Source organism: Janibacter limosus NBRC 16128 (assembly GCF_001570985.1).
Classification (GTDB): Bacteria; Actinomycetota; Actinomycetes; order Actinomycetales; family Dermatophilaceae; genus Janibacter; species Janibacter limosus.
In genome coordinates this window covers 76,323-98,793 of record NZ_BCSS01000003.1, presented here as the reverse complement: position 1 = coordinate 98,793, position 22,471 = coordinate 76,323, and the positions used below count along the sequence as shown (strand labels likewise).

The 22,471-nt window shown below is 69.2% G+C and carries 22 protein-coding genes and 1 riboswitch; of the genes, 16 read left to right on the top strand and 6 right to left on the bottom strand.

The features are described 5' to 3' along the window. Nucleotides 1-69 precede the first annotated feature (69 nt). The 8 genes from JLI01S_RS02035 to ahcY all read left to right on the top strand — a co-directional run bounded on the left by JLI01S_RS02035 (nt 70) and on the right by ahcY (nt 7,893). Nucleotides 70-453, top strand: coding sequence for a DUF3499 domain-containing protein (locus JLI01S_RS02035; RefSeq protein WP_068259111.1), 384 nt, complete (start codon nt 70-72; stop codon nt 451-453). 53 nt (nt 454-506) lie between these two features. After that, the gene (locus tag JLI01S_RS02030; RefSeq protein WP_068259107.1) at nt 507-1,940 is read left to right on the top strand and encodes a phosphomannomutase/phosphoglucomutase; all 1,434 of its coding nucleotides are present in this window, start codon (nt 507-509) and stop codon (nt 1,938-1,940) included. 1 nt (nt 1,941) lies between these two features. Continuing rightward, nucleotides 1,942-2,133, top strand: coding sequence for a Trm112 family protein (locus JLI01S_RS02025; RefSeq protein ID WP_068259102.1), 192 nt, complete (start codon nt 1,942-1,944; stop codon nt 2,131-2,133). Between the two features lie 7 nt (nt 2,134-2,140). Beyond that, nucleotides 2,141-3,319, top strand: coding sequence for an SIS domain-containing protein (locus tag JLI01S_RS02020; RefSeq protein WP_068259100.1), 1,179 nt, complete (start codon nt 2,141-2,143; stop codon nt 3,317-3,319). Beyond that, entirely contained in the window at nt 3,316-4,740 is a 1,425-nt protein-coding gene (gene mtr, locus JLI01S_RS02015) for a mycothione reductase (RefSeq protein ID WP_068259097.1), read from the top strand. The genes JLI01S_RS02020 and mtr overlap by 4 nt, the downstream gene beginning before the upstream one ends. A 73-nt stretch (nt 4,741-4,813) precedes the next feature. Then, nucleotides 4,814-5,779 (top strand): DUF808 domain-containing protein, encoded by a 966-nt coding sequence (locus tag JLI01S_RS02010; RefSeq protein WP_068259095.1) that lies wholly within the window; start codon nt 4,814-4,816, stop codon nt 5,777-5,779. A gap of 1 nt (nt 5,780) precedes the next feature. Next, a complete protein-coding gene (locus JLI01S_RS02005) occupies nt 5,781-6,356 on the top strand; it encodes a GNAT family N-acetyltransferase (RefSeq protein WP_068259092.1) in 576 nt (191 codons plus the stop codon). 88 nt (nt 6,357-6,444) lie between these two features. Then, nucleotides 6,445-7,893 (top strand): adenosylhomocysteinase, encoded by a 1,449-nt coding sequence (gene ahcY / locus JLI01S_RS02000; protein WP_068259089.1) that lies wholly within the window; start codon nt 6,445-6,447, stop codon nt 7,891-7,893. A gap of 151 nt (nt 7,894-8,044) precedes the next feature. On the opposite strand, the gene JLI01S_RS01995 is transcribed toward ahcY, so the two are convergent. Both JLI01S_RS01995 and JLI01S_RS01990 read right to left on the bottom strand, forming a co-directional pair. Then, a complete protein-coding gene (locus JLI01S_RS01995) occupies nt 8,045-8,374 on the bottom strand; it encodes a DMT family transporter (protein WP_068259086.1) in 330 nt (109 codons plus the stop codon). Nucleotide 8,375: 1 nt separating this feature from the next. Then, nucleotides 8,376-8,690, bottom strand: a complete 315-nt coding sequence (locus JLI01S_RS01990; protein ID WP_068259083.1) for a DMT family transporter — start codon at nt 8,688-8,690, stop codon at nt 8,376-8,378. Nucleotides 8,691-8,700: 10 nt separating this feature from the next. Then, nucleotides 8,701-8,766, bottom strand: a riboswitch (guanidine-III (ykkC-III) riboswitch). Between the two features lie 89 nt (nt 8,767-8,855). On the opposite strand from JLI01S_RS01990, the gene mtrA reads away from it, so the two are divergent. From mtrA to JLI01S_RS01960, 6 genes are all read left to right on the top strand, one after another. Next, nucleotides 8,856-9,533 carry an MtrAB system response regulator MtrA gene (gene mtrA / locus JLI01S_RS01985; protein WP_068259080.1) on the top strand — a complete coding sequence of 226 codons (678 nt, stop codon included), beginning with the start codon at nt 8,856-8,858 and terminating at the stop codon, nt 9,531-9,533. A gap of 2 nt (nt 9,534-9,535) precedes the next feature. Beyond that, nucleotides 9,536-11,251 carry an MtrAB system histidine kinase MtrB gene (gene mtrB / locus JLI01S_RS01980; RefSeq protein WP_084349113.1) on the top strand — a complete coding sequence of 572 codons (1,716 nt, stop codon included), beginning with the start codon at nt 9,536-9,538 and terminating at the stop codon, nt 11,249-11,251. Then, the gene (locus JLI01S_RS01975) at nt 11,248-13,029 is read left to right on the top strand and encodes an LpqB family beta-propeller domain-containing protein (protein ID WP_068259077.1); all 1,782 of its coding nucleotides are present in this window, start codon (nt 11,248-11,250) and stop codon (nt 13,027-13,029) included. Before mtrB ends, JLI01S_RS01975 begins: the two co-directional genes overlap by 4 nt. An 86-nt stretch (nt 13,030-13,115) precedes the next feature. Further along, nucleotides 13,116-13,859, top strand: coding sequence for a ComF family protein (locus tag JLI01S_RS01970; protein WP_157074782.1), 744 nt, complete (start codon nt 13,116-13,118; stop codon nt 13,857-13,859). A gap of 175 nt (nt 13,860-14,034) precedes the next feature. Then, a complete protein-coding gene (gene hpf, locus JLI01S_RS01965; protein WP_068259069.1) occupies nt 14,035-14,688 on the top strand; it encodes a ribosome hibernation-promoting factor, HPF/YfiA family in 654 nt (217 codons plus the stop codon). Between the two features lie 167 nt (nt 14,689-14,855). Beyond that, nucleotides 14,856-16,049: a winged helix-turn-helix domain-containing protein gene (locus JLI01S_RS01960; protein ID WP_245634491.1), complete on the top strand. Its 1,194-nt coding sequence runs from the start codon at nt 14,856-14,858 to the stop codon at nt 16,047-16,049. On the opposite strand, the gene JLI01S_RS01955 is transcribed toward JLI01S_RS01960, so the two are convergent. Beyond that, nucleotides 16,050-17,207 carry a GNAT family N-acetyltransferase gene (locus JLI01S_RS01955; RefSeq protein ID WP_068259063.1) on the bottom strand — a complete coding sequence of 386 codons (1,158 nt, stop codon included), beginning with the start codon at nt 17,205-17,207 and terminating at the stop codon, nt 16,050-16,052. It lies immediately after the preceding gene. Nucleotides 17,208-17,323: 116 nt separating this feature from the next. Between JLI01S_RS01955 and secA the strand changes: the two genes are divergently transcribed. Next, entirely contained in the window at nt 17,324-20,113 is a 2,790-nt protein-coding gene (gene secA, locus JLI01S_RS01950) for a preprotein translocase subunit SecA (protein WP_068259060.1), read from the top strand. Between the two features lie 60 nt (nt 20,114-20,173). Here the strand turns inward: secA and JLI01S_RS01945 are convergent, their stop codons facing one another. Both JLI01S_RS01945 and JLI01S_RS01940 read right to left on the bottom strand, forming a co-directional pair. Then, entirely contained in the window at nt 20,174-20,701 is a 528-nt protein-coding gene (locus JLI01S_RS01945; RefSeq protein ID WP_068259057.1) for an Rv3235 family protein, read from the bottom strand. Then, nucleotides 20,698-21,534, bottom strand: a complete 837-nt coding sequence (locus JLI01S_RS01940) for a LysM peptidoglycan-binding domain-containing protein (protein WP_068259054.1) — start codon at nt 21,532-21,534, stop codon at nt 20,698-20,700. The genes JLI01S_RS01945 and JLI01S_RS01940 overlap by 4 nt, the downstream gene beginning before the upstream one ends. A gap of 138 nt (nt 21,535-21,672) precedes the next feature. Between JLI01S_RS01940 and JLI01S_RS01935 the strand changes: the two genes are divergently transcribed. Next, complete coding sequence (locus JLI01S_RS01935; protein WP_068259052.1) at nt 21,673-22,212, top strand: hypothetical protein; 540 nt, start codon at nt 21,673-21,675, stop codon at nt 22,210-22,212. A 14-nt stretch (nt 22,213-22,226) separates the two neighbouring features. Here the strand turns inward: JLI01S_RS01935 and JLI01S_RS01930 are convergent, their stop codons facing one another. Next, on the bottom strand, nt 22,227-22,442 hold the full coding sequence (locus tag JLI01S_RS01930) for a helix-turn-helix domain-containing protein (protein WP_068259047.1): 216 nt from the start codon (nt 22,440-22,442) through the stop codon (nt 22,227-22,229). Between the last annotated feature and the right edge of the window lie 29 nt (nt 22,443-22,471).

Here is a 22,471-nt window from a genome sequence, read left to right as displayed (position 1 = left end):
GTCCGATCGTAGAGCCCCTGCCACGGCGTGCCTTCGCCGATCGGGAGCGACGTGGCCTAGCCTGCACGGGTGACCCTCTCCCGCCAGTGCTCCCGCGCCGCGTGTGCGCGCCCCGCAGCCGGGACCCTCACCTACGTGTACTCCGACTCCACCGTCGTCCTCGGTCCCCTCGCCACCTATGCCGAGCCACACGCCTACGACCTGTGCGAGGACCACGCGCAGCGGCTCACCGCTCCGCGCGGGTGGGACGTGGTCCGGCTGGCCATCGACCAGCCCGCTCCGGCGACCTTCGACGACCTCGTCGCCATCGCCGAAGCGGTGCGCAAGCGACCCGAGCCGGCAACCGACTCCCAGCGGACCGCGCACGTGGCCACGAGCGCCCGACCTGAGCCGTCGAGCGTCACCGAGACCGGCCGCCGCGGTCACCTGCGTGTCCTGCGCGACCGCGACTGAGGCGCCCTCCGGGGTGGGGCGGAGCCGGTCCCGCGGCAAACTAGGCTGACGGTGTGACCACCAAGCTCTCTGACTTCGTCAAGGCCTATGACGTCCGTGGCGTCGTGCCCGATCAGCTCAACATCGATGTGGCACATGCCCTGGGTGCGGCCTTCGCCGAGGTCGTCGCACTCGCTGACGGCGCCTCCGCCGTCGTCATCGGCCACGACATGCGGCCCAGCTCTCCCGAGCTGGTGGACGCTCTGGCGCGCGGCATCTGCGCGCGTGGCGTCGATGTCGTCCTCATCGGTCTGGCGAGCACGGATGGCCTCTACTACGCGAGCGGCGCGCTAGGGCTCCCCGGGGCGATGTTCACGGCGAGCCACAACCCTGCGCAGTACAACGGGATCAAGTTCTGTCGCAGCGGTGCCCGACCCGTGGGGCAGGAGACAGGACTGGCCCAGATCCGGGACCTGGCCCAGCAGCACCTCGATGCGGGCGTGTCCGCCTTCGACGGTGTGCGACCCGGCACGATCACGCAGCGCGACGTCCTTGCGGACTACGCAGGCTTCCTGCGTGGGCTGGTCGACCTGTCGCGCAGTCGCCCGCTGCGCGTGAGCGTCGATGCCGGCAACGGCATGGGGGGCTTGACCGTGCCGGCTGTCCTGGGCACGGGCTCGGGGCTGCCCGAGCTACCACTGACGATCGACCCGATGTACTTCGAGCTGGACGGCACCTTCCCCAACCACGAGGCCAATCCTCTCGACCCCAAGAACCTGCTCGACCTCCAGGAGCGCGTGCGCTCCCACGGGGCTGACATCGGCATCGCCTTCGACGGGGATGCCGATCGCTGTTTCGTCGTCGACGAAAAGGGCGACCCGGTGAGCCCGAGCGCGATCACCGCGATGATCGCCCGGCGTGAGATCGCCCGCGAGGTCGCGGCCGGTCGTTCGGCCGCCGACGTGGCGATCGTGCACAACGCCATCACGTCCGCAGCCGTGCCGGAGATCATCTGCGAGGACGGAGCCCGCCCGGTGCGCACCCGGGTCGGTCACTCCTACGTCAAGGCGGTCATGAGCGAGCACGACGCCGTCTTCGGTGGCGAGCACTCAGCCCACTACTACTTCCGTGACTTCTGGTTCGCCGACACCGGCATGCTCGCCGCCATGCACGTGCTGGCCGCGCTCGGGGAGACCGATGCGCCGCTCAGCGAGGTCATGGCCCCCTTCGAGCGGTATGTCGCCAGCGGGGAGATCAACTCGACGGTCACCGATGCCGCGGCGATCACGCAGCTGGTCCGGGAGCGGTGGGCCACGGACGAGACGGTCGTCGACGAGCTCGACGGTCTGACGATCACCCGCTCCGGAGCGGCTGGTGAGCCCATGTGGTGGATCAACCTGCGTCCGAGCAACACCGAGCCCTTGCTCCGGCTCAATGTCGAGGCCGCCGACGAGACGACGATGGCCCGAGTGCGCGACGATGTCCTGACGATGATCCGAGAGGCCTGAGATGAGCGAGTCCACGATCGAACCCTGGTTGCGCGAGATCCTGCGCTGCCCTGCCTGCCGAGCCGAGCTGCGTGACGAGACGGGCTCTGGCGGGCCCGAGCTCGTGTGCACGGGGCCGGACTGCGGTCTGGCCTACCGCGTGGAGGACGGGATCCCGGTCCTCCTCGTCGACGAGGCCCGGCCGAGGGTCTGAGGCGACCATGGCCCCCTTCGACGAGACACTGCTCGACGACGAAGGGCGCCGTCACGCCGTCGACCGGAGCGACCTGCTGCGCGCCCTCGCGGGCGCGGGTGCCCAGGTGCGGGAGGCGCTCTCCCTCGCCAGCGAGAGCGACCTGACGAGGGTGGCCGGGGGCGAGCGACCCCGCGCCGTGCACGTCGCTGCCGTCGGCGGGGCCGACAGCGTCAGCACGGTGCTCGACCTGCTCATCTCGCGCAGTGGCCCCGTGCTGCTGACCTGCGACGGCTCCGGTCCGCTGCCGGGCTGGGTGGGCCCGCTCGACCTCGTCGTCGCGATCTCCCTGTCCGGCCGCGCCGAAGATCCCGTGCGTCAAGCGCGTGAGGCAGCCCGCCGTGGGGCGCACGTCCTGACGATCGGGGCCGCGGACAGCCCACTGGCGGCGGCGTCGGCGGCCGCGCACGGGGTCCACCTGCCGATCCGCCCGGAGGTCAGCCACTCGCGGACGGCGTTGTGGGGCATGGTCGCTCGCGCAATCCTGGCCATCAGTGCCTGCGGAGTCATCGACATCCGTCCCGCGGTCCTGTCGGCGGTCGCGGACCGGCTCGACGAGCAGGCGGAGCGCTTCCGGCCGGACGCGGAGTACTTCGTCAACCCTGCCAAGATGCTCGCGCTGGACCTGTCGGCCCTGACCCCCGTCGTCCTCGGGGACGGCCCAGTCACCGGTGTGGCGGCCCGGCGGGCGAGCGCCATGCTGGCTCGGACCGCCCGCACTCCCGCGACGTGGGGGCGGCTGCCTGATGCCGCAGCCCAGGTCGTCGCCTGCCTCTCGGGTCCCTACGCCAGCCCTGCGCGCACTGGCGGCGGAGCCCACGACATCTTCGCGGACCCCTACCTGGACGGGCCGAGCGGACCCACCTTGGGTCTGGTGCTGCTGCGTGACCCCGTGCCCTCCGCAGAGGGCGACCCTGCCGAGCACGAGCGTCACAACACCGCCCAGTCGGTGGCCGACCACGCGGCCTCGTCCGGCGTGCGGGTGCTCGAGCACATGTCATCTCCCGGCCACGACCTGGAGCGGCTGGCCGAGATGGTCGTCCTGACCGACTTCGCCGCGGCCTACCTCGCGATCGGCCACGGGCTCGACCCGGCAGCGGTCCCCGGACTCTCCGACCTGCACCTCCCACGGAAGGCAACAGAGTGATCGACGTCGACATCGCCGTCATCGGCAGCGGATCGGGCAACAGCCTGCTCACCGATGACCTGGCGGATCGCACCTTCGCCGTGATCGAAGGAGGCGATGTCTTCGGCGGGACGTGCCTCAACGTCGGGTGCATCCCGACGAAGATGTACGTCCACGTCGCCGAGGTCGCCACGACCGTGCGCGAAGGGGGGCCCCTCGGTGTCGACGCCGTCCTCCAGGGGGTGCGCTTCACCGACGTGCGCGATCGGGTCTTCGGCCGCATCGACCCCATCGCCGAGGCGGGGGAGACCTACCGCCGCGATGGCGAGGGCGTCGAGCTGCTGCGGGGCCACGCCCGCTTCACCGGGCCGCGGACCCTGTCCGTCGAGATGCCCGACGGCAGCACGCAGGAGGTGCGGGCCGGCCAGGTCGTCATCGCGACAGGCGCGCAGGCCGTCATCCCGGACGAGCTGAGCCGGTCGGCCGAGCGGGCCGGGATCACCCTGCACACCTCCGACACCGTCATGCGACTGCCGGACCTGCCCCGCCGGATGCTCGTCATCGGTGGTGGGTACATCGCCGCAGAGATGGCGCACGTCTTCTCCGCCTTCGGCAGCGAGGTGGTCATCGCGGTGCGCAGTGACGCCCTGCTGCGTCACCTCGACGAGGACATCTCCCGTGCCTTCACCGCCGCCGCCCTGGAGCAGTGGGACGTGCGCACCGGGGCCACCGTCACGGACCTCATCCGTGACGAGGGCGGCATCACCGCCACCCTCTCCGACGGGTCGACGGTCGAGACCGACGTGGTCCTCGTCGCCACCGGTCGCGCGCCGAGCACCGGCGACCTCGGGCTGGAGCACGCAGGGGTCGACCTCCACGACGACGGCAGGGTCGTCGTCGACGAGTACGGCCGGACCACCGCCGCAGGGGTGTGGTCCCTCGGGGACGCCAGCTCCCCCTTCCAGCTCAAGCACGTCGCCAACCAGGAGGCCCGTGCGGTCGCGCACAACCTCGCCCACCCGGACGACCTGCACGTCTTCGACCATGGCGCCGTCCCGGCTGCCGTCTTCACCCATCCACAGATCGCCTCGGTGGGCCTCACACAGGCCGAGGCCGTGGAGCAGGGGATCGACGTGACCGTCAAGGTGCAGGCGTACGGCGACACCGCCTATGGCTGGGCCATGGAGGACACGTCGAGCCTGTGCAAGGTCATCGCCGACCGGCGCACGGGACATCTCGTCGGCGGGCACCTCATCGGACCCCAGGCCTCCACGCTCATCCAGCCGCTCATCCAGATGATGGCCTTCGACCAGCCGGTCGCCGAGATGGTCCGTGGTCAGTACTGGATCCACCCGGCACTGACCGAGGTGGTCGAGAACGCGCTGCTGGGCCTCGAGCTCAACCCGGCCGAGGACGTCCTCGAGTCGCCGCCCGCGGCGTGATGGCGCCTCGGCGTCATTGCCGCTACTACGCTGTGCCCGTGCTGACGACCTACGCGACCGCAGGCCCCATCCGATGAGCGGCGGCCTTTTCGCCCTGCTGGACGACATCTCCGTCCTGGCGCGAGCTGCGGCGGCGTCCATCGACGACGTGGCTGCTGCCTCGGGCAGGGCCAGCGTCAAGGCCGCCGGTGTCGTCGTCGACGACACCGCGGTGACGCCGCGCTACGTCGAGGGGATCGACCCCAAGCGTGAGTTGCCGATCATCAAGCGGATCACCATCGGTTCGCTGCGCAACAAGCTCGTCTTCATCGTCCCGGCGATCCTGCTGCTCAACGCCTTCATCCCGTGGCTGCTGTCGCCGCTGCTCATGCTCGGTGGCACCTATCTGTGCTTCGAGGGCGCGGAGAAGATCTGGGAGAAGCTCTCGGGCCACGGGCACGCGGCCGAGGAGGACGCAGCGGCCGCCGGCGAGGACACGATCGTCAAGGGCGCCGTGACGACCGACTTCATCCTCTCGGCCGAGATCATGGTCATCTCGCTCAAGGCCGTCCTCGACGAGGGGCTCAACGACTCCTTCTGGTACCTGCTCGCCGTCATGATCGTCGTGGCGATCGTCATCACGCTCGTCGTCTACGGAACCGTGGGCCTCATCGTGAAGATGGACGACATCGGTCTGGCCCTGTCCCAGCGCGAGTCAGGTCTGTCGCAGCGCGTTGGTCGCGGTCTCGTCAACGGCATGCCCAAGCTGCTCACCGTGCTGTCCGTCGTCGGTGTCGCCGCGATGCTCTGGGTGGGCGGGCACATCATCCTCGTCGGCCTCGAGGAGACCGGCTGGCTGCCGCAGCCCTATGAGTTCGTCCACCACCTCGAGGTGGCCGTCCACGACGCGACCGGGGCACTCGGGGGAGTCCTCGGCTGGCTGACCAACACGGTCTCCTCCGCGATCCTCGGCTCGCTCGTGGGCGCGGTCGTCGTCGCGGTCATGCATGTCCTGCCCTTCGGCAAGAAGCACGAAGGGGAAGAAGCCGCGGCCCACTGAGATGGCTCCGTCGGATCTGCCGCTCGCTGCGCTCCGTGTCGAGGACGCGGAGACGATCGCGGTGCTGCAGAACAGCTTGTGGCGACTGACCTATGCAGGGCTGCTGCCGCCGGAAGTTCTGGCGGCGCGGGATGACCAGACCAACATCGGGGTCTGGCGTGACCGGGCGGCTGCCCATGAGAGCGCCGGGGTCTCGCCCGAGGGGGCGCGCACCCTCGTGGCGCATGACGAGCGCGGCACGGCCATCGCGTGGGCTACGACGGGGCCACCGAGGGACGCGAACCCGCCGACGACCATCGAGCTGTGGTCCCTATACGTGGCGCCCGAGCACCACGGGTGCGGGGTGGCCCTGCGACTGCTGGCCGCGGTCCTCCCTTCGTCCGCTGCCGCGCACCTGTGGGTGGTGAGGGGCAACGATCGGGCCATCGCCTTTTATCGCAAGGCGGGTTTCGCGCCCGACGGGGCGCTCAAGCACGACGAGCGCCTGGGCGCGGACGAGCTGCGCATGGTGAGGGGCATCTCCCAACGAGGGGCCCCTGGTTCGCGCGGATGGGACTCGGGCTCGCCGAGCCCCTAGACTGCTGGGTGCCGGCGTGGGTGATGACCCGCGAGAGCCCAGAAGGGCCGCGCCGGGTCCACACCCCACCTGTCACAGGAGTTTTCACGTGTCCTTCGACTACAAGGTCGCCGACCTGGGCCTCGCCGAGGCCGGCCGTCACCAGATCCGCCTCGCCGAGCACGAGATGCCCGGCCTGATGAGCATCCGCGAGGAGTTTGCGGAGTCGCAGCCCCTCAAGGGTGCGAAGATCGCCGGCTCGCTGCACATGACCGTGCAGACCGCGGTCCTCATCGAGACCCTCACCGCTCTGGGCGCCGAGGTGCGCTGGGCCAGCTGCAACATCTACTCGACGCAGGACGAGGCCGCTGCGGCCATCGTCGTCGGCGCCGGCACCCCCGAGGACCCCCAGGGCGTCCCGGTCTTCGCCTGGAAGGGCGAGAGCCTCGAGGAGTACTGGGACTGCACCGAGCAGATCCTCACCTGGCCCGACGACGCCGCGCCCAACATGATCCTCGACGATGGTGGCGACGCCACGATGCTCGTCCACAACGGGCGTGCATGGGAGCTGGCCGGCCAGGTGCCGCCCACGACGGAGGATGACCCCGAGGAGTTCACCGTCGTCAAGGCGCTCGTGCGCCGCACCCTGGAGACCGACCCGCAGAAGTGGACCAAGGTCGCCGCCAACATCAAGGGCGTCACCGAGGAGACCACCACGGGCGTCCACCGCCTGTACCAGCTGGCCGAGGCCGGGGAGCTGCTCTTCCCGGCGATCAACGTCAACGACGCGGTCACCAAGTCCAAGTTCGACAACAAGTACGGGACCCGCCACTCGGTCCTCGACGGACTCAACCGCGCCACGGACGTCCTCGTCGGTGGCAAGGTCGCCGTCGTCGCCGGCTACGGAGACGTGGGCAAGGGCGTCTCGGCCGCGCTCTCCGGTCAGGGCGCTCGCGTCGTCGTCACCGAGGTCGACCCGATCTGTGCGCTGCAGGCCGCCATGGACGGCTTCCAGGTCACGACCATGGAGAAGGCTGCCGAGTACGGCGACATCTTCGTCACGACCACCGGGTGCTACGACGTCATCACCGCGGACCACATGGCTGCGATGAAGAACAAGGCGATCGTGTCCAACATCGGTCACTTCGACAACGAGATCGACATGGCCGGCCTCGCTCGCACCGAGGGCATCACCAAGACCGAGATCAAGGCACAGGTCCACGAATGGACCTTCGCCGACGGCACCTCGATCATCGTGCTGTCCGAGGGGCGTCTGATGAACCTCGGCAACGCGACCGGACACCCGAGCTTCGTCATGAGCAACTCCTTCGCGGACCAGACGATCGCCCAGATCGAGCTCTTCAGCAAGGCCGAGGAGTACGTCGACGACAAGGGCAACCCGACCGTCACCACGCTGCCCAAGCACCTCGACGAGAAGGTCGCGCGCCTGCACCTCGACGCCCTCGGTGTCGAGCTGACCGAGCTGACCAAGGCCCAGGCCGAGTACCTCGGCGTCGACGTCGCCGGCCCGTACAAGCCGGAGCACTACCGGTACTGAGTCTTCTCTCGGTCCAGCACGGCCCGCGTGGTCGAACTGGATTGCGAGGCCCAGGGCCCGTTGAGTCGCGCCACAACGGCCCTGGGCCTCTTCTTGCTCCGTCGCCCCTCGGTGTTTCGGGCCGATCTATCGACGCCTCAGGACGACGGCGTCAGTCCCTGGGGTGGGAGGGGACCAGCTTGAGGCCGATGACGGCGGCGATGATGCCGGCGAGCAAGAGGGCCTTGGTGGGGGAGAAGGGCTCGTCACCGGTCGCCATGGCCCAGGTGACGGTGAGGGCGGCGCCGACCCCGGTCCAGACGGCGTAGCCCGTGCCGATCGGGATGGTGCGCACGGCGAAACCCAAGCCACTCATGCTGAGCGCCAGCGCGGTGAGGAAGACGGCCGTCGCCACGGGATTGCTGAAGCCGTCGGAGTGGCCGAGCGCCGTGGCCCACACGGCCTCGAGGATGGCGCTGAGCAGCAGGATCGCCCACGGCATGTCAGGCCACCACCTTCAGGCCGACGACGCACCCGACGAGCAGGGCGAGGAGTGCCAGCCGGGCGAAGGAGGCGAGCTCATCCCCCTTCGCCATGGACCACGCGACGGTAAGGGTGGCGCCGATCCCGACCCAGACCGCATACGCGGTCCCGGTGGGGATGCCCGTCATCGCCCGGGCCAAGCCGAGCATGCTGGCGGTCAGTGAGATGACGAAGACGGCCGAGGCGACGGGCCGGGTGAACCCCCGGGAGGCGGCCAGGGCGCTGGCCCAGACGGCCTCGAGCATCCCCGAGACGACCAGCACGATCCAGGACATGGGACTCCTCAGTGAGTCCGTCTTGTCGTGGTGCGGGTACGGCTCCCTCGTCCGCAGACCCGGTCGCGGGCCTCGCGCCACACACTATCGGCCACGGCTGCAGGGCGGGGCAGCTGCCCTGTGTGATGATTGGCGAACAGGTGTACACGTGGGAAGGGAACTGTCGTGAAGGGACGTGTCCTCGTCGTCGACGACGACCAGGCGCTGGCCGAGATGCTCGGGATCGTCCTGCGCAAGGAGGGCCTCGACGTCGCGCACGTCGCAGACGGCGCTCGCGCGATCGACGCCTTCCATGAGGCTCGTCCCGACCTCGTGCTGCTCGACGTCATGCTCCCGGGCATGGACGGCATCGAGATCTGCCGACGGCTGCGTCAGGAGTCCGGGGTGCCGATCGTGATGCTGACCGCGCGCACCGACACCGTCGACGTCGTCGTGGGTCTCGAGTCAGGCGCGGACGACTACATCGTCAAGCCCTTCAAGCCGCAGGAGCTCATCGCTCGACTGCGTGCCCGACTGCGTCGCGGAGATGAGCCGGAGCCCGAGCGGCTGACCATCGGCGACCTGGTGATCGATGTCGCCGGACACTCCGTCAAGCGGGGCGAGCAGTCCCTGGGGTTGACCCCTTTGGAGTTCGACCTGCTCGTGGCCCTGGCGCGCAAGCCGTGGCAGGTCTTCAGTCGTGAGGTGCTCCTCGAGCAGGTGTGGGGCTACCGGCACGCCGGCGACACCCGCCTGGTCAATGTGCACGTGCAACGACTGCGCAGCAAGATCGAGCACGACCCGGAGAACCCCCAGATCGTCGTCACCGTTCGGGGTGTCGGGTACAAGGCAGGACCGTCCTGACGATGTCCTCGGCCCCCGTCACGGAGGAGACCGAGACCTCGGACACGTCAGGCCCGGACGCTGCGGATGGGCCCGTGTCGTCCGGTGACGGCTTCATCGTCCGTCAGGTCAAGGCACTGGTCGGCCTGTGGCGTCGGTCGCTGCGGTTCCGCGTGGTCACGAGCACATTGCTCCTCGGCCTCGTCGTCGTCTCGATCATCAGCCTGACGATGTACCGGTCGATCGCGGACGGACTGGTCGACAACCGGATCAGCCTCGCCCAGGCCGAGTCCCGCAAGCTCACCGACGACGCGCAGGCTGGGTTCAACGGCTACACGGGCACCCCAGATCTGCCGGTCTTCGCGAGCAACCTCGTCAACCGCACCCTGAAGGCTCCAGCAGGGGACGAGAGCCGGTACGTGATCTTCACCCGGAGCGTCGACAACTCGTCCGACCTGAGGATCCCGTCAGAGGAGTCCGATCACGTCAGTCTCGAGTCGGTCCCCACCGCGCTGCGGCAGGCGGTGTCGGCCGACCCGACCCGTCAGCAGACGATGGTCATCGAGCTCGATCGGCCGACGACGGACGTCGTCGGCACCTCATTCCCCAGCCGCTCGACGGACTCGGAGACCGTCCCGGCCGTCGTCGTCGGGTCCCAGGTCGAGGTGCCGAGCGCGGACAAGTACGACATCTACTTCATCTACCCGATGGACCAGGAAGAAGCCACGCTCGGGACGATCTCCCGGTCCTTCATCCTCGGGGCACTCTTCCTCATCGCGCTGGTCTCCGCCATCGCCTACATCGTGACGAGCATGATCGTCACCCCGGTCCGTCGAGCCGCCGCTGCCGCCGAGCGACTGTCCTCGGGCCACCTCAACGAGCGGATGTCGGCGCGAGGGCACGACGACCTGGCGTTGCTCGGTCAGTCCTTCAACGAGATGGCTGACAACCTGCAGACCCAGATCCGCCAGCTCGAGGGCCTGTCGCGGGTGCAGCAGCGGTTTGTCTCGGACGTCTCCCACGAGCTGCGTACCCCCCTGACGACGATCCGCATGGCGGCCGACCTGCTGCACGCTTCCCGGGACGAGATGGACGCTGTCGCCGGTCGGTCCACCGAGCTCCTGCACGACGAGCTCGACCGCTTCGAGGAGCTGCTGGCGGACCTGCTGGAGCTCAGCCGCTATGACGCGGGGGCCGCAGTCCTGGAGCAGGACCCCGTCGACCTCTTCGCGATCATCGACCGGGTGGTCAACTCCACTGCGTCCATCGCTGATGCGCGGGGCAGCGATGTCACCGTGCACCGCGGGCCGGGCCAGACGGCTGTGGCCGAGGTGGACGCCCGTCGCATCGAGCGAGTCCTGCGCAACCTCGTGGTCAACGCCATCGAGCACGGCGAGGGTCGTCCCGTCGATGTGTGGGTCGCAGCTGACGACGAGGCCGCCGCCGTCCTCGTGCAGGACCACGGCGTGGGACTCAAGGCGGGTGAGGCATCTCTGGTCTTCAACCGCTTCTGGCGGGCCGACCCGGCCCGGACCCGCACGACCGGCGGCTCGGGCCTCGGCCTGGCCATCGCGCTCGAGGATGCGCGCCTGCATCACGGTTGGCTGCAGGCGTGGGGTGAGCCGGGCGCCGGCTCTCGCTTCCGTCTCACCGTCCCCTGTGCAGCGGGTGGGCCACTCACGCGTTCCCCGCTCCCGCTCACTCCTCGCGAGGGAGACCTCCCCGGGAGGTCAGGATGAGCAGCGAGTGGGAGGCGACACGGCGGACCGTGCTGGGCCTGGCCACCCTCGGGGCGCTCGCCGGGTGCGGGCTGGACTCCGACTCGACCGTACGACCGGGGCTCAAGGTCGATGGCGCGGCACCCGTGCCGCTCAACCGCATCCCCAACAAGCCGGATGAGGGTGCATCGCCCGAGCAGATCATCCTGGGCTTCCTGCATGCCGGGGCCACGAGCGGTCAACGGCTCGACATCACGCGCTCCTACCTCACCGAAACTCTTGCTCGCGCCTGGATCCCCGACAGCCAGACGGTCATCTACGACGGTGGGGAGCTGGAGGTCCGAGCCGTCAAGGGCCAACCGGACACCTACCGGACCAAGGTCCACGTCAGGGCCACGATCGACACCGAGGGTCGTTACTCGGTGGCGCCACCCAATCTGTGGCAGATCTTCGAATTCGCCGTGACCGCGATCGACGGCGAGTGGCGGATCGACCAGCTCGAGGACGGCTTCGGTCGGGTCCTGCAGATCCAAGAGGTCGGCTTCATCTTCCGCGACTACCCCGTCCACTACCCGGCCATCGGGTGGAACACCCTCGTCGTCGACCAGCGGTGGTTCCCACAGGACCAGTTGGCTACGCGACTCGTGCGGGCGCAGCTGGGACGTGTGCCCGACTACCTCGAGGACGCCGTCTCCACGGACACCGGCGCCCGACTGGTGGTCGACGCGGTGCCGGTGAGAGATGGCGTGGCACGGGTCGACCTCGACAGTGAGTCGGTCGCCGACGATGCGACGACGCGCAAGGCACTGGCCGCTCAGCTCGTCGCGACCCTGATGTCCTTGCCGGCCGTCACCGAGGTCGTGATCACCTTGTCGGGCAACGAGCTCAAGCTGGGGATCACCGAGGCGCTCACGACACCGGAGCAACTGGGGTTCGTCGACCGCACCCAGACCAACAGCCCGGTGGTCATGGCGCGACATGGCACCAAGCTGATACGCGTCGGGGACCGGCTCGGATCGGTCTCTCGTCAGCACATGAAGTCCGCAGCCTCGAAGTTCGAGCCCATCCCCACCAGCTCCACACGACTTGCTCTGCGCCTCGACGGCAAGGAGATCGCCGCCGTCTCGGGCAAGGGCAGCGAGCTCGTCAGATACCGCGAGGACGGCACCCACACGGAGGTCGCCTCCTTCGCGGCAGACATGGCCTACCCCTGCTACGACTACGGCGGCGTCCTGTGGGTGGGCGGCTCCGGGCTGGGCCGAGAGAGCGGGCATCGACTGTGGGCCATCAACGCGACGGTCGACGTCACCGATGAGGACGCCGCGGCGCCGAAGCACATCCCGACGCCGTGGCTCGGAAGCCGCCTCGTCCAGGCTGCCGTCGTCTCGCCCGAGGGCAGCCGTATCGCCGTCATCTCGGAGTTGATCCCGGGCGCCGGCAGTCGGCTCGAGATCGCGGGGGTGGCTCGGCAGGCCAACGGCCTGCCGACCAAGACCTCGCCACAGACCTTTCGGGTCGGCGCATCGCTCGTCGAGATGATCGAGGCGGTCTGGGTGGGGCCGACGACCTTGGCGGTCATCGGGCGGCAGGACAAGCAGGCGGTGCTGCAGCCCTACCTGGTGCACGTTGGCGGCCAGGTCGAGCCGATGACTGAGCGTCCGGGCGCGGTCAGCATCACGACGACCGGTGACGACAAGGATGTCGTCCTGACGAGCGCCGGCGGACGGGTCTTCCAGCGCTCCGGCGGGCGGTGGCAGGAGCTCAAGGCGCTCACCGGCGTGGTCACAGCGGGCGTCTGATCCACAGCCGGTACTGACCGGTCGAGGTCGTCCACCGGACGTGACCACGAGGGTGCTCAGCGCCGTGGGCCGGCGAGACTGATCTCGTGGACGCTGCACAGATCGGTCGGGTGCTCAGCTCAGCATTGGACCTCGTCCTGCCGCTCAGTTGTGCAGGCTGCAGCCGGCCGGGGCCCTCGATCTGCCCGACCTGTCGTGAAGAGCTGGCAGGGCTGGCGCTGTCCCAGCTCGGGGCAGTGGCGCCCAGCCCGGTTCCGCCGGGCTGGCCGGGGTGCTCGGGGACGCTTCGTTATGCAGGGGTGTCTGCCCGGCTCATGAAGTCCTTCAAGGACGGCGGACGACGCGACCTGACGGGTCCTCTCGCGCGTCTGCTCGCGGACTCGGTGGGACGTGCGGTCGCGGCCGATCCCGACGCGGGTCGCCAACAACCCATCCTGCTCGTCCCGATCCCGTCGTCACCGGCAGCGGTACGTCAACGCGGCGATCGTCCGATGCTGGTGCTGACCAGGCGGGTCGCCAGGATCCTGGGCCCGGCAGTCGCCGTGGCCCCCGCTCTGACGATGGCCCACGGCACAGCCGACCAAGCAGGTCTGGACCGGTCCGGGCGCCAGGCCAACCTGAGGTCGGCCATGCAGGTGCGGCAGGTGGAGAGGGTGCAGGGACGGGACTGCGTGCTCGTCGACGACGTCCTCACCTCAGGGGCAACGCTCAGTGAAGGCCAGCGTGCACTGCAGGCCGCGGGGGCGCGGCGCGTGGGGATGGCCGTCTGCATGGTCACGCAGCGAAGGTCGGCCACGCTCGCCCTACCTTTATGTCCGTCCTCGGACTAACGTGTCGTCATGGGCCCCTCACTCGACCGGAAGAGCCGGTGCGGAGCAGGGGCCCTCCACGTCCTCGGGCGGCAGCCCGCGACGATCGCACGTCCCCCTCGGGAGGTGATGCTCCGGTCACGACGCCCTCGCCAGGCGTGACAACTCGCATCACCGACGTCCCCAGGAGGACTCCGTGGAAATTGCCATCACCGGACGCAATGTCAACGTCTCCGATCGACTGCGCGAGTACCTCGACACGAAGTTGTCGAAGGTCCCGCAACTCGATCCCCGCGTCCAGCGGATCGAGGTCATGGTGAGTCACGAGCCCAATCCACGCCGCTCCAAGGCCAGCGAGCGTGTCGAGATCACCTGCCGCTCCAAGGGCCCCGTGATCCGTGCAGAGGCCTGTCACGACGACCGCCAAGCCGCCGTCGACCTCGCCGTCGAGAAGCTCCTGGAGCGACTGCGCCGAGCACACGACAAGCGCAATGTCCTCCGTGGCCGGCGTCGCACGTCGGTCGCTGAGGCGACCGCGGAGCTGACCGAGCCGCTCGCGACCGACCTGCCCGCAGAGGACTCCGCGGAGGAGCCCGATCCGTTCGGAACGATCGGCGACAGCCCGATCGAGGTCCGCGAAAAGGTGCACGAGTCGGCGCCGATGCAGCTGGCCGAGGCCGTGCGCCGCATGGAGCTCGTCGGACACGACTTCTTCCTCTTCCACGACTCCGACAACGGCCGCCCGAGCGTCGTCTACCGCCGACGCGGCTGGTCCTACGGCGTCATCCACCTCGATGTCCAGGAGCACGTCAACGGCACCGAGGTCGAGGAGACCGTGCCGGTGGGGTGAGTGATCCATGCCCCGACCACACACCTGTGGCTGGGGCGCGGATGAAGGCCGAACGCCCCCACAGGACGAAGCCCGGCTCGGACGACCACCCCTCGCGGGCGGTCCTTCGGCCGGGCTTCGCCCATGAGTCGGGACAGGTTGTCGGTGGGGTGCGGCAGTCTGGGAGTGTGACTCGCACACTGACACCGGGAGCCGCCCGCAGGATCGCGATCGCTGCGCAGGGGCTGGCGCGGCCGAGGCCGCAGCACGGGCCGACGACACGAGATCTGCAGCGCGTGGTCGACACGGTAGGGCTGGTGCAGATCGACAGCGTCAACGTGCTGGCCCGCAGCCAGTACCTCCCGTTCTTCTCTCGACTTGGGCCCTACGACACCGGGCTGTTGGACCGGATGCGCGACCGGGCACCACGGCGGCTCGTGGAGTACTGGGCGCACGAGGCGAGTCTGATGCCGCCGAGCACCTGGCCGCTCATGGAGCACCCGCGGATGAGGCGGGCTCTCGACGGCTCCTGGGGCGGCATGCAGCAGGTGGCCGGAGAGCATCCCGAGGTGGTTGCTGCCGTCCGTGCAGAGGTCCGAGGAGGGCGACCTCGGACCACGCGTGAGCTGGAGGCTGCTCTCGGCCACACGCGGGAGGGGGAGCGAGAGCACTGGGGCTGGAACTGGTCGGTGGCCAAGCACGCACTCGAGTACCTCTTCTGGGCCGGCGAGATCTCCTCCGCGGGACGCACCCCCCAGTTCGAGCGCCGGTACGCCGCGCTGGAGCGGGTCGTGCCGCCGGCGGATGCGCACGTCTGGCTCGATCCGGCTGCCCGACCCTCGGAGCCGGACGCCTATGTCGAGCTGGTCCGCATCTCCGGTCTGGCCATGGGCGTGGCGACGGAGTCCGACCTCGCCGACTACTTCAGGCTGGAGCGCCGGCACGTCCGACCGGCGATCGACACTCTCGAGCAGACCGGGGCGCTGGAGCCGGTGGCGGTGCAGGGCTGGTCCCGGCCCGCGTGGCTGCACGTCGACGCCCGGCGGCCCAGGGCGGTGCAGGCCAGGGCGCTGTTGTCTCCCTTCGACAGCATGGTGTGGTGTCGGCCGCGGGTGGAGCGTCTCTTCGACTTCCACTACCGCATCGAGATCTACACACCGGCAGCCAAGCGTGTGCACGGCTACTACGTGCTGCCCTTCCTGCTCGGCGACGACCTCATCGGTCGGGTGGATCTCAAGGCGGACCGGTCTGCGGGTGTGCTGCTGGCTCGGCAGGTCACGTGGGAGCCGGGCCGAGGGGGAGTCGACGATGCGCGGGAGCTGGGCGAGGAGCTCCGGCAGATGGCGACCTGGTTGGGTCTCACCGACGTCGTCGGGCCCTGATCAGGAGAGCCGCTCCCAATGGGTCGCCGGCCCGACGCCTCCGCCGGGTGCGTCAGCAGCCTCTTCGCGTCCCCATACTGAAAAGCCCGCGCCGCGCAGGACCCGGTTGCTCGCCTCGTTGTCCGCAGCAGTCCGGGCCACGAGTCGCCGTAGTCCTCGACCGCCTTCGGCCACCGGCCGCAGAGCGTGGTCGGCTGCCAGTCGCGCCGCCTGCCGAGCAAGACCACGACCCCGGGCGCTGGGCCGGATCGCGTAGCCGAGCTCCGCCGTCCCACCCGCGGCGAGCGTGCCGTCATGGACGAAGATCAAGACCTCGCCGAGCGCCTCATCCGTCGTCGTGTCAGCGATGCACCAGTTGATGCTCCTCCCCAAGGACATGCCCTCACGCCGACGCAGCAGCCAGTCGTCGAAGGTCTGCGGTGTCGGCACCGCACGTGCCGGCAGGAAGTGTGGCGGGTGGTCGTGCGGCTCCGCGATCGCCGTGTCGTCGTCGCGGATCGCACGCAACCGCAGGCCGTCGTCCTGGATGAGCGGCGACTCGATCCACGCGGTCGCGGGCAGCATCGGCTGGTCCGGCAGCAGCGAGGCGACCCAAGCGTCGGTGCCGGACCCATCGCGAGCGGCGAGGCGGTGGGGCAGGGTCGAGTGGAGAGTGAACCCGCAGGCGTGCGCCACTCGCCAGGACGCGAAATTGCCGCGTTCGGCGAACCAGTAAAGGCTCGGCGCCCCGTGGTCGAAGGCCCACGTGGCGGCCAGCCGGAGCGCAGTCGACATGACACCTCGCCCGCGCGCACCCGGGTGCAGGACGAAGCCGGTCTCCCAGGCCCCTCCCTTCGCATCCGGCCTCAGATCGATGATCCCGGCGAAGGGAAGTCCGCCGGCCGTATCGTGGGGCAGCACCTCGATCGCCCAGTGCTTGGTCCCTGCGGCGTCGGCCCAGCCCTCGGTGTGGAGCGAGAGGAAGGCACGGGCGGTGTCCAGGTCGTAGGGCCGGGGGACGGTGGTCCACCGGACGCTGTCGGGGTCATGGCTCTGCTCGACGACGAGGGGCAGGTCCACCTCTGACATGGCCCGCAGCCGGATCCGGTCGTCCCCGAGGACGGGGACGACCTGCGGAAAGATGCCGGAGGGAACCGCTCGTACGACCCGCTCGTTCATGGGGGTCAGGGTGCCCCGTCCGTCGAGGACCGTGCAAACGATTAGCCTGTGAGCAGACTGTTTCGGGCAGCGGTGCTCTGCCGTGCCCGGATAGACCACGTCAGGAGTTCAGTTTCGTGAAGATCGTCGAGCGCATCCTCCGCGCCGGAGAGGGCCGCATTGTCAAGCGGCTCGAAGGCATCGCTGCCCAGGTCAACGCCATCGAGGAGGACTTCGAGAAGCTCACTGACGCCGAGCTGCGCGCTGAGACCGATGTCTTCCGCAAGCGCCTCAAGGATGGCGAGACGCTCGATGATCTCCTTCCCGAGGCCTTCGCGGCCGTGCGCGAAGCGAGTCGTCGCACGATCGGCAAGCGCCACTTCGATGTGCAGATCATGGGTGGTGCAGCCCTGCACCAGGGCAATGTCGCCGAGATGAAGACCGGTGAGGGCAAGACCCTCGTCGCGACCCTCCCTTCGTACCTCAATGCCATCGAGGGCAAGGGCGTGCACGTCGTCACGGTCAACGACTACCTGGCCGAGTACCAGGCTGAGCTCATGGGTCGTGTCCACCGCGCTCTCGGTCTCGAGACCGGCGTCATCCTGTCGTCGATGAACCCTGAGCAGCGGCGGGCCGAGTACCTCAAGGACATCACCTACGGCACCAACAACGAGTTCGGCTTCGACTACCTGCGCGACAACATGGCGTGGAACACCGACGAGCTCGTCCAGCGTGGCCACAACTTCGCCATCGTCGACGAGGTCGACTCGATCCTCATCGACGAGGCCCGCACGCCACTGATCATCTCTGGCCCGGCAGACCAGCCGACCAAGTGGTACTCCGAGTTCGCCAAGATGGTCCGCAAACTGGAGAGGGGCCACGGCGCCGACCTGATGCGTGGCATCGAGGCCGAGGGCGACTACGAGGTCGACGAAAAGAAGCGCACCGTCGGCATCCTCGAGCCGGGGATCGAAAAGATCGAGGACCTCCTCGGTATCGACAACCTCTACGAGAGCGTCAACACGCCCCTGATCGGCTACCTCAACAACGCGATCAAGGCCAAGGAGCTGTTCACCCGCGACAAGGACTACGTCGTCATGGACGGCGAGGTCCTCATCGTCGACGAGCACACCGGTCGCATGCTGGCCGGTCGTCGGTACAACGAGGGCATGCACCAGGCGATCGAGGCCAAGGAGGGCGTGGACATCAAGAACGAGAACCAGACCCTGGCGACGATCACCCTGCAGAACTACTTCCGCATGTACGACGTCCTCTCCGGCATGACGGGTACCGCCCAGACCGAGGCCGGCGAGCTGAACTCCATCTACAACCTGGGCGTCGTCCCGATCCGCACCAACCGGCCAATGGTCCGCATCGACCAGGCTGACCTCGTCTACCGGACCGAGGTGGCGAAGTTCAACGCGGTGGTGGACGACATCGTCGAGCGTCATGACAAGGGCCAGCCGGTCCTCGTCGGCACGACGAGTGTCGAGAAGAGCGAGCACCTCTCCCAGGAGCTCGCCAAGCGCAAGGTCAAGCACGCGGTCCTCAACGCCAAGCACCACGAGCGTGAGGCGAGCATCGTCGCCGAGGCAGGCCGCAAGGGCGCCGTCACCGTGGCGACCAACATGGCTGGGCGAGGGACCGACATCATGCTCGGTGGCAACCCCGAGTTCCGTGCCGTTGCAGAGCTGCGTGCTCGGGGTCTCGACCCCGAGGAGACTCCCGAGGAGTACGAGGCAGCCTGGGACGAGGCGCTCGCCGAGGCGGAGAAGGCCGTCGAGACCGAGCACGAGGAGGTCACCGAGCTCGGTGGTCTCTACGTGTTGGGCACGGAGCGTCACGAGTCGCGACGTATCGACAACCAGCTGCGCGGTCGTTCCGGCCGTCAGGGTGACCCGGGGGAGTCCCGCTTCTACCTCTCCCTCGAGGACAGCCTCATGCGGTTGTTCAACGCAGGCTTCGTCGACCGCGTGATGACGACCGCCAAGATCGACGACGAGACGCCGATCGCGGGCAAGATGCTCACCCGCTCCATCGAAAACGCGCAGAGCCAGCTCGAGGGCCAGAACTACGAGACGCGCAAGAACGTCCTCAAGTACGACGACGTCCTCAACCGCCAGCGCACGGTCGTCTATGACGAGCGTCGTCGGGTGCTCAAGGGCGAGGACCTCGAGGAGCAGGTCCGGCACTTCATGACCGACGTCGTGGGCGGCTACGTCGACAGCGAGACGGCCAACGGCTTCTCCGAGGACTGGGATCTGGAGCGTCTCTTCACCGCGCTGAAGGCGATCTATCCGGCGTCGTTCACCCCGCAGGAGCTGGTCGACGGGGCCGGAGGCCTCGCCAGCCTGTCGGCTGCCGGTCTGCGTGAGGAGATCGTCACCGACATCCACGAGGCCTACGACCGCCGCGAGGAGGAGCTCACCGAGCCGGTCGCCCGCGAGCTCGAGCGTCGCGTCGTCTTGTCGGTCCTGGACCGCAAGTGGCGTGAGCACCTCTACGAGATGGACTACCTCAAGGAGGGCATCGGCCTGCGGGCGATGGCCCAGCGTGACCCGCTCGTCGAGTACCAGCGTGAGGGCTTCCAGCTCTTCGAGGCGATGAACGAGGCGATCAAGGAGGAGTCGGTCGGCTACCTCTTCAACTCCGAGGTCCAGGTCCCGACCCTGCCGGAGTCGACCACCGAACCCAAGAGCGTCGATGCGCTTCTCGGAGGCGGAGGCGAGGATGCGAGCAGTGCTCGACCCCGCGTCACGGCCAAGGGGCTCGAGGACGGCTCGCGGCAGCGCAAGCTGCACTACTCGGCCCCGTCGGAGGACGGCGGTGTCGAGGAGCGGGACGACGGGGGCTCCTCGAGCAATGGCTCGCGTTCCGAGCGTCGCGCCGCGGCCAAGAAGGCGAAGAAGGCCAAGAAGAGCCGCTGACGCGGTGGCGTCACCACATCGGCCCGGGACCTCTCACGAGGATCCCGGGCCGATGTCGGCTCAGCCGACCTGGAGTGCCTCGACGATCCACCGTCGATCGCGGGCGACCAGACGCAGGGCGAGAGCACGGACCCGCCCGCCGTCGACCAGGACGACCGAAGCCTCGATGACGTGCGGCGCCGGCTCGCACAGGTGCACTCGGATCACGCGCGTGCGGTGTGCCGATCCCGGGGCGACCCGGCGGCGGGCTGCGCGTGAACCCCGACGGGCGACCACGGCGTAGACCTCGGGGTGGGTCCACCGCATGACCTGGCTCGGGGGGCGGACCCCGTGCATGACCTCGACGAGGCCCTGAGCGATGTGGGCGGCCCAGTCGCGAGGATCTGGTAGGTCGGCGGCGCGGGGAGTCCGGGGGGCGAAGCTCGGCTCGTCGGCCTCGGCCGTGAAGTCAACGGCGAGGGCGTCCTGGACGTAGGGAGTGACAGCTCGGGCGCGCTCTTCGCGGCCCTGGGCGTGGGTGGGCAGGGGCACTCCCGGGGGACAGTGTCGAGGTGCCGGCAGGACCTGGAGCTGTGGTGTGGCGGTCATCGTGTCCCCTTGGTGGTCGGGGTCGCCGACGGGTCGTGGTGGTGGGTTGGTGGAGTGAGGCGGGTTCCTGGGAGCAGGAAGTGCGGGTCGGCGCCGATGCGCTCCGCGTTGGCGGCGTGCCACCGGGGCCAGGCCCGGGCGATCTCGGCATCGGTGGCGTCCTGTCCGAGGTGCGCTGCAGCGATGGACCAGAGGGTGTCGCCACGACGGACGACGATCTCATTGCCGTGGTCGTGGCGGTGGTTGCCGGTGAGCAGGCGCGGATCGGTGCGATGTCGGGCGGGTGGTCGTCGGGGGGTCCATCCGGGTACTGCCCTCGGGGACCCGCTGGACTGCGACGTGACAGTGGGACCCCATCCCGGGGAGGGGACATCCGTGGGTGCGGTCGTGAGTCCCGGCGTGGTCTCGCTGGTCGAGGTCGTGGCTGTCGGGTCCCACCCGGGCCCGACGGCGCCGGCGCCGACGTGAGTGGTCCGGACGGAGGCCGCGACCGAGGTGCCCGGCAGGGCGGCGGCCGTCATCGAGGCGCCCAAGACGATCGCGGCCCATCGACGCACGATCGTGGGGGTGACGCGGTCGCGCAGCCGCAGCGCCCACCGTCCGATCTGGCCGGGCAGGAGGGCGATGAGAGCCAGGAGCAGAGTGAGCGTCAGCCATCCGACGATGAGCGCTGCCACGAGGCTGGCCAGTCCGACGACCGCAGCGGCGGGATCGCCGCCGGGTGCCACGCCGTCGGCAAGGACCCGGCAGCCGCCGGTCGTCAAGGAGGCCGTGAGAGCCAGGCCCCCGGGCAGGGCAGCTGCGGAGAGCACCGTCATCTGTGTGCGTCGCATGTCGCAGCTCCTTTGGCGTCCAGGACATTCTTTGATGTCGTTTGGTGTTGTTTGATGGTGATCCATAGCAAACCATGCCAGGTGATGTGTGACAAGAGCCGCTCGGCGCAGGATCTCGGACCGGCCTAGATTGGGTGGATGCGCTGGGACCGGCTCTTTGACGACCTCGAGGCACAGGTGGCTGCCCAGACGCGGCTCGAGCTGGACGCCGAGGTGGCCGAGCGCACCAGGACCGAGCGATCCAAGATCACGCTCGGTGAGCGAGCAGCGGGGGCCGTGGGGTCGGCGCTCGTGGTGCGCCTGCAGGGCGGTTCAGTCGCCCGTGGCCGCCTTGACGACTCCGGTGACGGCTGGTTGTTCCTCGTCGAGGACGGCGGTCGTCAGCTGTTGGTCTCCACCGCTGCCGTGCTCGCCATCTCCGGGCTCGGTCGTCCGCGCGATGACAGCCGAGCCCGACGGTTCGGGATCGGGTCGGCAGTGCGCGGCATCAGTCGTGACCGACGTGCCGTCGCAGTCATCGATGTCGACGGTGGCGCGGTGCACGGCACGATCGATGGCGTCGGGGCGGACGCTCTCGACATCACCGAGCACCCTCTGGACAGCCCGCGCCGGGCCGAGAACATCCGAGGCGAGCGGGTCATCCCCTTCGCCGCGGTCGCACTCATCAGCTCATCCTGAGCAGCGTGGGCGGATCAGTCCTCCGCGCCGCCGCGCTGGACGAACTCCCGCGTCTGGGCGTACATGCGCTCGATGTAGGCATCGAGCTGATCGACCTCGACCCGCCACTGACCGCGGCCACCCACCTTGATGGCGGGGAGCTCGCCGCTGCGCACGAGGGCGTAGGTCTGTGCGGCCGACACGCCGAGGACCTCGGAGACCTCGGTGAGCGGAACGAATCTGCGAGCCATGGGGGCAAGTCTGCCACCGAGCGGCACGA